Genomic DNA, 7,864 nt, shown 5'->3' on the forward strand with positions numbered 1-7,864 from the left:
GGGAGAAATACTTCAGGGACAATGTGCCTCAATGGTCATTTTCCCACGCAGAAAGTATTCCGTACTTTTACACTCTGGGCGCCTTCTACGAAGGGCAAAAGAGCGGTGGCAAGAGAGCCACAAAGACTGTAGCTGAGTAACCCCTTACAGAGCAATTAAACCCCGTTAGAAACTATCAATGTCCCCCCTTCCTGAAAAAACAAATCAATTTTATTGGCATTCCACTTTGCCATTGTGAACAAAATTCGCTCAACAGCCTACCGGATTTGCCAATGTGAACTAAATTCTCTCAACAGCTCATCGGAACAGCCATGAGCGATTAACAGCCATCGGCGATTAAAAGTTGCTTCTTTGCCCGGTGTAGCAATCACTTTTCACGGTAATAAAAGTACTCAACTCTGAGGTAGTAGAATGACAAATGCTCCCCCCAATGCATTAAGTCTTGCAGTGGCCATTGCAATCTGTTCATCCGTCATTGGTACGCAGGCGCTGGCGGATCGCAGGCTGCAGACAAAATCTACCGATATTCAGAGCAATGGATATGCGGAATTTACCCGGAGTGAGGTCATAGTCAGGCCAACTTTAGGTGATGACCAGCAGCCAATACCCAAATCCTTTACTACCACTTACCCTGATCAGGCTCAAGCCAGGGCTGGCTATGACATACCTTCTGAAGGCTTCACAGACACTCTTTCTGGCATCGTCGGTGGCGTTTCAACTGTCGATCTGTTTGAAACAGACGACAATGACGTTGCTCAGAAATACACCAAAGTCCTCAAGGTAGGAGATGAGGGGGTCTTCCGGTTCACCCATAACCTTGCAGAAGAGAAACTGGCCATTGAGGTCAGAAACGGAATGACCGATCAGGAGTCAATTAATGCTGTTCGTACTCAATTGAATGGCATCCATTCCCTGGAAAAGTTCACAAAAATCGCCAGTCCCGAACAACTGGCCGGAGTGCTGAAAGTTGCGAATAGAAGAGCAGGAAACCTTGGCGCAAGTAATGACTACGTCGCCCTTGCCACCGTTCAAGTAAACGAAGTTAAAGTGAACGGGCGCACCTTTATGCGTCTTATCGCTGGAGGCGATCAGCCCCCAGAACTGCGCCGCCTGGATCAATCGTTGTTTGTCAATGAAGAGACGCTTTTAGCAGCAGCCACCTCCGCCTATACCCAGGTTCATGTTCTGGGGGAAGATTTACAACAGGAAGCTCTGAATGAGCTTTTTTACTACCGTAAACCCGTCGGCTATGTTGTATACGTCGAGGATGAGACCAGGGCATATCCCGTACCTGAGGGTTATCCAAAGCTGGAAGTGACTGAGGCTCCGGGAGAGGTGATTGTTTTTCGTGGTCAGAAGCAGAATTCGGCCGATGTCGCTTTTGTGGAAAATCTCTACAACATGTTTGCGGAAGAATTTTCCAGCATACCCCCTTCTGAAGCGAGAGCACAGATTAGAAAAGACAAAGTCAAAAGCTACCAGTACGTCATTCGAAACAGGCAGATGGAACTGCTGGAGGGAATAGCTGCATGGCACAATGCTCAACTTAACGAAGACGGACAAACGACGCTTATATACGAAGATGAACTGAGGCTGATTGCACAGTTCGAATATATCCAGCAGGCATTGACCAATGCTACTCCAGGCCAGGCAGATGAATTTGAATTGACAGTAAGACAAATCGAAGCCGCTATGTCAGCCTCCACGGCAAGCTGGATGCATAATCAACTCGAAAAACACTTTGGTTTCAAACCCGTATTTAGAAATCTTCTAAGCAATCGGTATTTTGTTGAAAATATTCATGAGGTTGAAGGCGATAACACCGAAATGCCTGACGATCCATTAAGCGAAGACGAAAGCATTGCTGCCAAACTCACCGATGACATACCCAGACAGCAGATTGATGATGAGCCTGTGCAGAATCGCAAAGTGATAGAGGCACAGCAAAACCAGTTACAGAAACTTCAGCAGGAATTCGAAAAAACCCCAGAGCAGGAAAAGCAAGTTTTTCAAGTCAGTAGATTTTTCATAAAAAATCAAAATGCTTATTCGGCGGCAAAGCTTGGTATTGATGACTGGGATGATACCCAGCCACTGGAAGAGCAAGCCAGACTCATCAAAATAAAAATTCATGAAATCTACACATCGATGGCCGGAGCGGGACAGCCTGATGAAGAAGCTGTAAAAGCAAAACCGACGGCCATTGGTGGCAAGCGCGGTATTGCTTCGGTCAATCAAAATCATCTGGGTACCCTTCAGTTCGTTCATCAGCGGCTGCAATTTGACAAAACACTGGCCGATGAGGAAGTCCGGGAAAAACTAGCTGTCTTTGAAGGTTACCTCGGTCTGGTTCCGGAAAACAAAGATCACCTTGAAGCCCGTCACCAGGCCATTCAAAAGCACCTTAAACAGCAGGTACTTGAGGTTCAGGATCTTCAGCTCCAACAAGAGATAGTAGAACATAAAAACCATTTACAGAAACTTCAGCAGGACGTCGAACAAATTCCAAAGCTGGAAAGGCGAGTTTATCGAGTCAGAAGATTATTCATAAGAGCTCAAAACGCTTATACAGCAGCAAAGCTTGGTATTGATGACTGGGATAATACCCGACACTTGGCAGAACAATCCAGAATCATCGAATTAAAAACTCATGAAATCTACACATCAATGGTCGCAGCAGGACAGCCTGATGAAGAAGCTGTAAAAGCAAAACCCACGGCCATTGGTGGCAAGCGCGTTATTGCTTCGGTCAATAAAAACCATCTGAGTACCCTTCAGTTCGTTCATCAGCAGCTGCAACAGGACACAGAACTGTCCGATGACGAAGTCCGGGAAAAACTAGCTATCTTTGAAGGTTACCTCGGTCTGGTTCCGGACAACAAAGATCACCTTGAAGCCCGTCACCAGGCCATTCAGCAGTACCTTGAACAGCTGGAACTTGAGATCGATCAACAATATCTTCAGTTTCAACAAGAGCAGGAAAAACAGAAAAGCCTTTTACAGAAACTTCAGCAGAGAATCGAACAAATTCCAAAGCTGGAACAACAAGTTCGTGATGCCATTGAAGATGCTAAAAAAGCTCGCAACGCTCAAACAGCAGCAAAGCTTGGTATTCGTGACTGGGATGAGAACCAACCACTGGAAGAACAAGTCAGGCTCATCGGAAAAAAAATGCATGAAATCATTCAGGCAGTGCCCGCAACATCTACCACAATAGAACAGCCTGGTGAAGATGATGTAGAAGCAAAACAGGCACCGATTGAGTTTGTTATTTCCCCGCGCGATGAGAAGGGTCCGAGAACCCGGCTTGATTACATTCAACAATTTCTGCAACAGATGCCAGACCCCATTGATGAGGAAGCCCGACTGGCTAAAGTTGAAACTCTGCTCGGCCTGGTGCCGAAAAACGAAGATGACCATGAAACCCGTCATCAGGCCATTAAGCAGCACCTTAAACAGCGAGGACTTGAGGCCGTTAAACGATATGTTGAGAATCAAAAGCCGGAAGAAAAGAAAACATGGGCACAGAATGCTCATCACCTGATCGATCTAAATCCATCGCTTGAAAAACAGGTCCTTCATGCCAGAGCAGAAGCCACAAACAATCGCAACGCAGAAATAGCAGCAGAGCTTGGTATTGATGACTGGGATAATACCCAGCTACCCTGGGAACAAGCCAGACTCATCAGGGAGAAAATTCGTAAATTCAAGCAATTGATTCCCGCAACAGGACAGCCTGATGAAGAAGCTGTAAGAGCAAGACCGGCAACCATTGGAAGCAAGCGCAGTATTACTTCGATCAATGAAGACGATCAAGCTGTCGCTCAGTTCATTCGACAGCAGCTGCAACAAGATGAAAAACTGGCCGAAGAGGAAGCCCGCAAAAAACTGGCTTTTTTTGAAAGTAAGCTCGACCTGATTCCGGAAAACAAAGATGACCTTGCAGCCCGTCATCAGAACCTGCGGGAACGCATCAGTCAGCAGTTCAGTGAGGCCTATGGACAACATCTTCTGACTCAACAAGAATTGGCAGGACGGAGAAGATGGTTAAATCATATTCAGGAAGAAGTCGAACGAATTCCAATACTGAGAAAAGAAGTTCGTGAAGCAGTAGCAGCAACCAGACAAGAGTGCTACGTTCAAATAGCAGCAGCGCTTGAAATTAATAACTGGGATGTTACCTGGCCACCCGAAAAACAAGCCAGACTTATCATAGAGAAAGTTCATGAAATCAAACGACAACCAGCCGCAACATCAATTACCGCAACATCAATTACCGCAACATCAATTGCCACAACATCAATTGCCACAACATCAATTGCTGCAACACCAGTTGCCGCAACACCGGTTGCTGCAACGTCAATCGCCGCAACATCAATTGCCGCAACATCAACTGCCCTAAAACCAGTTGTCGCAACAGATTCCTTAGAAGAGCAGCCTGGGGAAGAAGCTGTAAAAGAGGCACTGGCGACCATTGAAAGTAAGCTCGATATTACTCCAGACAATGAAAACGATCTGCATGCCCGCTTTCATTCCATTCAGCAGCAACTGGAACAAAATGAAGAACGAACCAATCGGATGATCCAGAATAATCTGGCTGACATTGAATTGAAGCTCGGTCTGGTCCCGGATAACGGAAAGACCCCTGAAGTCCGTCACCAAGCTATCATGGAATGTCTAAAGCAGCTGATAGCTCAGGTCGATCAGGCACATCATAAACTTACGACAATGGATGATGAACTTGAAATTCCGCATCAGAGAGTTGAGACATTGAGAGATCAAAAGGATTTTGAAGGCTCTTTCACCCCTTCCAAAAAAGGTGCTCTGGCAACGGTTCCCGGTATTGAGCAGGCTGAAGACACCACATCAGAAGACCTCACCCTTCTGGAATTAAAAGTGCGTGGCAAGCTCATAAGGATTAAAGTGCTGGAAAGAGAACTGGCTGACATGAGAACACCAGGCCACCCCATAGCCAGGTCTGAAGTACTTGAGACACTGAGTGACGTGGAAGAAGCCCTTGAGATGAGTGACCTTGATGAAAGCAATGATGTCCATCTTCGTCGCCAGAAAATTTCTGAACACATGCATGCATTCATCAGAGAAGCCAGACAGCGGATAGAGGAAGAGGCTCTGAACATACTGAAAGCCGTAGAAGAAATACTCACCATCGAAGTCAATGAAGAGGATGACAAAACTACGAGATTCAGCAGGGTTCGTAAAATCCTTGACGACAATGATCTCCCGAATTACATGGCGGATAAGATAGACAGTACCCTTTGGGCAACTGGAGGCGAAACTCCGGACGAGAAGCACCTCAAACTCAAGAGGCTTCTTGCCCATCTTCACTATAAAGTCGAAGGCCCGGAACCGGATGAGCATGCCAGAGAACAACAGACAGAACAGCTGGCAGCATTAGAAGAAATACTCAACATCAAATCTGAAGAGAGTGAAAAAGCAGAAAGATTTGCCCGGGTTGTTAAAATACTTCGCTTCACTGATATCCCGGAATACACGCTGGATCAGATAGATCAAAGCCTCTGGAAAGAAGACAGCAAAGCACTCAGCGAATGGGGTCTTAAGCTCAGGAAGCTTCGTGCAAGTCTTGCCTACAAGATCGAAGATTCATACCTGGATAAGCAAGCCAGAAAACGACAGTCGAGGCTGCTTAATATCGTAGAAGACGAACTGGATATCGACATCATTGAAAACGTTACTGCCAAAGAAAAGGGCAAGGCTCTCACTGCCAAACTGGCTGACGAGCTGAAAGTAGAGTTTGAAGAGGGTGACCTGTCTTATCAGAAGGAGGCTCTGAAAGCCAAAGTTCAGACATTAATGGATGAAGTAGACGAAAGTTACGACGATGCAGATGCCAAACAAGCCAGAAACAATGAAGTGGCTCATCAACTCAACATTGAGGGCTATAAAGATGATGCCACTATCGAAAACCAGAACCGTCTGATTGAAGCAAAACTCAAACAACTGTTCAAAGAAATTCTCAATGCGGGTAAGCCCGACGTTCATTCGCGTATCGCAACCATTGAAAAAGAACTTGACATGCAAATGGCTCGCCTGGGACCTAAACCACGATACGTCCTTGATCGTGAGTTAGCCGTGGCCAGACGGGCAATTGAAGAAGCTGAAAGAGAGCTGTCTGGTGTTTATCACAAGCTTAAGAAGCTTCAAGGCAAACAACTGAAATTTGTGATTCATGACACGATCACCCCTATCTCGGAAGAAGGCGACACAGCTCTCAATCGGGCAATGAAACGAATTCAGACCGATTTGGGTCTACCCGCAGGTGATGAACAACCCCCCGAAGAGAGGTTAGAGGACATCAGTCATTTCCTGCAGCGATACGGTGCAGAAAGACTAGGTCATGCTGCTAACAAACTGAAAGCTGTCGTAAAAAATCTGCACATTCTGGTAAAAGAAGGTGATCTCGGATCATTGAAAGAAGCTTATAACTTTGCCATTAAAGTCTATTCATATGCTCACGGTTGGATCGAGCCCGATGCACGCGATAACGCATTAAATGAACTGACGTCAATCAGGAAAAAGTACACTCAGGTCACAGAATTCCTGCATGAGCACGTCAGGAAAACTATGGAAGTGACCCATACACAGCTTGAAGAGTTGAATGCACAAGAGAATCTGAATCGTAAAAAACAGGAGATTGAACATCCTGGATACATCGATGAGCAGGCTAAAACCGCGCATAACAAGGAAATGGCTGCGCTGGCTTCAGTCCTTGAGCAGAAACGTGAAGCTGTATCAAAAGCAGAAGAGGCTCTGACGGATCATCATAAAGCAGCTCTTGACGCCACTGAAAAAGCTCTGGGTCTTAAACCAGACGTTTCTGATACCCATGAACAACGGCTTAATGCCCTGAGAGAAAGACAGATAAAACTGGGCGGTGCTGATGGAACAGGCGGCAGGATCAAGATACTTCAGGAACAGGCCCGTCTTGAAGGCGAGATTAAAACCAGGAAAGCAGATATTGAGAGAATGGAGGAAGTCCTGAAGACTGCAGAGGAAGCCGTGAAAAATGACGGCGGTCCCTTCCAGTTCACGCCAGAACAGGAAAAAGCCCGGGGCGATATCCTCAAGTTCGTGCAGCAGCACCCTCTCAAACAACAAGCTCTGGAAGCCGCAATGGGCCTGACCGAAGCAGCAGTGAAGAATGGTAAGACAATACCATTCCTTACGACTTTCGATTTTGACGATGAATTTGCACCGATTCGCTTGCAGACAATAGTCGGAGACAATCTGAGTTTTGATCAGGCCTGCCGGATTGTGGAAGTCTTCAAGAGTTTGAAGAGGAACTTCCCGGTCTACCCTTTCGAGCCTTTAGAAGGTCAGCCTCAGAATGTCCTGACAAAAATCGAGGGGCTGGTGAACAGGGCCAGAAATGAGATAAAAACCGCGGCTCAACAATACGACGATGAAATACACGGCATGGGCCTGAAAGCCATTCACTACATTGAGCATGAATCCATTGACCTGAAGGGTTTCACGGAATACTTTACTACCCGTTCTGCCACTGGTAGAAAGATTATCGCCCTGCTGGGTGAAGGTCTGATTAGCAAGGTTGAACTTGACAACTACATAAAAGCCGTCAGAGGTATCGACGGTTATCAGCCAGTGGAAGAATTTGAACACTTCCTTGGCTACAAACACGGCATTAATGTGGCTCAATTCAGTGCTGTTGTCCAGATGCTCTCCGACAGGGGTACTGAAGAATTCATGCAGGGTGCCTTTACTACTTTGACCGCAACCGGCCCGGCGGGTATGAAAGAGTCTGTTGAAGGCATGAAAGAATACGCAGCTGCGGTCATCGCCAACTACGTTCTTGACGATATTGCCT

1 protein-coding gene is annotated in these 7,864 nt (G+C 46.4%); it reads left to right on the forward strand.

Annotated features, from left to right (window positions below; translation table 11 throughout):
• Positions 1–411: 411 nt before the first annotated feature.
• A partial coding sequence (locus KDK17_RS14770; RefSeq protein ID WP_257288384.1) for a hypothetical protein occupies positions 412–7,864 on the forward strand: 7,453 nt, incomplete at its 3' end.

Source organism: Endozoicomonas sp. SESOKO2 (assembly GCF_024606245.1).
Lineage (GTDB): Bacteria > Pseudomonadota > Gammaproteobacteria > Pseudomonadales > Endozoicomonadaceae > Endozoicomonas_A.